Below are 2,653 nucleotides of genomic sequence, written 5' to 3'. Positions count from 1 at the left end.
GGACGGGTAAAGTGGGGGAGGGGGAGTGTAGTTGTTGGGCGAAGGAATCGATGTATCGGCGGAGAATTGGGGAGAGATAGGCGTCTACGACGGTGGTGTCGCCGCGACTGATGAGTTTAATGAGGGGGCTGACTTGATGGGAGAGGGAAACTTGGGTAAATCCGATCGATCTGACGAGTGCGGCTACTTGTAGTTCGTGAGTGGGATAGCGATAAGCATGTAAAAAGACGATCGCGCACGATCGCATCCCGTCGTCGTAAGCAGTTTGCAAAGATTGAATTAAAGTATCGTCCAGGCGCACGGGACTTAATTCTTCACCTTGGGCGGTATAGCGTTCGGTGACTTCGACGACGCGATCGTAGAGCATTGTGGGCAGCACGATTTCCCGTGCAAAAATCTGGGGGCGATGCTGATAGCCGATCCGTAAAGCGTCACCAAAACCCTCGGTGATAATGAGTAAAGTTCTGTCGCCAGCACGCTCTAGCAGGGCATTGGTGGCTACTGTCGTACCCATCTTGATACTGGAGATCGTCTCGGCAGGAATTGTTGCCCCTGCTGCCAATCCTAAGAGATCGCGAATGCCTTGGAGCGGCGCATCGGCGTAGCGGCTGGGATTTTCCGACAGCAGCTTATGTACCAGCAGCCTGCCATCGGGATGTTGCGCGACAATATCAGTAAAGGTACCCCCGCGATCGATCCAAAATTGCCAGCGATTCGTCTGCATATTCATAGCAATAGCTCCTTTCTCTTGGCTGCCACGGTTGTATATGAGAATACGAGGGATTTACTATATCTTCAATGCCGATCTGATTAAGTTGGTATATCGTTAACGATCTAGTAGTAGTTGTTGGAGTCTCTGATGAATCTTCTCTATCTCAGCAGCGTCGAACTGCGGCAAATCTGTTACTTTCTGGCAGTTACAGAAGCAGAAAACAACTTTACCAGAGCGGCAGAATACTTGCAGATCGATCCGCCACCGTTAGGACAACGCATTAAATCGCTCGAACGTAAATTGAAAGTTGAGTTATTCGACAGGCAGCGGCGACCGCTACAATTGACCGCAGCCGGGAAAGTTTTTTTAGAAGAAACTCGGTTGGCGCTGACAACCCTAGAACGGGCGATCTCTAGAGCGCAACAAGCTCAAAGAGGCGAGATCGGCTTCCTCTCGGTGGGCATTGCTAGTTCGATTTCCAATACCCTATTACCCGATATTTTGCGGACATTTCGCTCTCGGTTTCCCGATATAGAAGTAGAACTGCTCGAACTTACCGCCGAGCGTCAACTTCAGGCATTGCGGGAGGGTCGCCTGAATATCGGTTTTGAAGTGCTTAATAACGTTCAGGAGCCAGACACCAGCTTGAATGTACTGCCGATTATGGAAGAATCCCTCGTCGTTGCCATGCCAGAGCTACATCCCTTAGTATTCCAACGCCAAGTATTTTTGCGCGATCTTGCCAATGAAAAATTAATCTTACCCTCGATCGCGGAGTTTCCCTTTTACCAAAAATTCATTTATTATTGCCAACAGTCGGGCTTTGAGCCAAATATTATTAGGGATGTCCAAGCTACTTGGTTGGTGACGATTCTTAGTTTGGTAGTGGCACAAGTAGGACTGGCAATCTTGCCGAGTAACGTCGAAAATTTGCAACGTCGCGGCGTCGTCTATCGACCGATCCAAGATACCAGTCTTCGCAGACAGATCTCCGCACTCTGGCGCAAAGATGACCACTCAGTCGTCTTAGCTGAATTTCTCAAAATTGTCGCCGATCTCTCCGGTAGCAAACTTCCTGAATAACCAGCAATGCTATTGGTTAATGCTGTTGAGTAATGCCGTTGGGTTTCGCGTTGCTTTCTACCTAACCTACATCTATTCACTATTCACTATCCACTATCCACTATTCACTCTCTAACTAAAAGTGATAACATCAACGGCAGATAGTCGTGTCACGCGATCGCGCTAAGACGAGCATTTTTAAGTGTGAAGAGTAAGATTTAAAGTTATGACCGATACCCAGCGACGCATCCAGCCAAAACTAGCTTTAGTGCTAGCATTATTGACGACTATTACTAGTTTACTAACCACCAGTTGTAGCGATCCAGCTCCCACAAATAACCAAGGTGGGACACCAGCCGCTAGTAGCGGCACGACTAGCGATAGTAGCCAAGGTTTAAAAATTGGTTCCCTATTATCAAATACTGGCGACTTAGCCTCGATCGCCCAACCTCTGCCCAATGCCATTAAAATGGCTGTAGATACCGTCAATGGTTGCGGTGGCATCAATGGCGCACCCGTCACCCTCGTGTCTGAAGACGATCAAAGCGACCCCAGTGCGGGTACTGCTGCAATGACTAAACTCTCGGAAGTCGATCGAGTTGCTGGCGTTGTGGGTGCCTTCGGGAGTGGTATTTCTACCGCCGCCGCCGATGTCGCTGTGAGAAATAAAGTGATGATTGTCTCCCCTGGTAGCACCAGTCCCATCTTTACAACTAGAGCCAAAGAAGGCAAATATAGCGGTTACTGGGCGCGGACGGCTCCACCAGATACCTATCAAGCTCAAGCAATGGCACAGCTAGCCATCAAGAGAGGATTTAAAACAGTCGCCACGATCGCGATTAATAACGACTATGGTGTCGGCTTTGAGAAAGAATTTGT

The 2,653-nt window shown here is 48.9% G+C and carries 3 protein-coding genes; 2 read left to right on the top strand and 1 reads right to left on the bottom strand.

Going from position 1 to position 2,653, the window contains the following annotated elements; genetic code table 11:
* Nucleotides 1-730 (bottom strand): hydantoinase/oxoprolinase N-terminal domain-containing protein (locus tag RMO35_RS07370; protein ID WP_309739757.1); only part of this gene is annotated, 730 nt, incomplete at its 3' end.
* Nucleotides 731-859: 129 nt separating this feature from the next.
* Between RMO35_RS07370 and RMO35_RS07365 the strand changes: the two genes are divergently transcribed.
* The gene (locus RMO35_RS07365; protein WP_309739754.1) at nucleotides 860-1,795 is read left to right on the top strand and encodes a LysR family transcriptional regulator; all 936 of its coding nucleotides are present in this window, start codon (nucleotides 860-862) and stop codon (nucleotides 1,793-1,795) included.
* 205 nt (nucleotides 1,796-2,000) lie between these two features.
* Nucleotides 2,001-2,653, top strand: a 653-nt coding sequence (locus RMO35_RS07360) for an ABC transporter substrate-binding protein (protein ID WP_309739751.1), incomplete at its 3' end; no start/stop codon positions are given.

The organism is Chamaesiphon sp. OTE_20_metabat_361, assembly GCF_031364565.1.
Note: the sequence above shows the minus strand (reverse complement) of the source record. Positions and strands in the feature narration are given on the sequence as shown.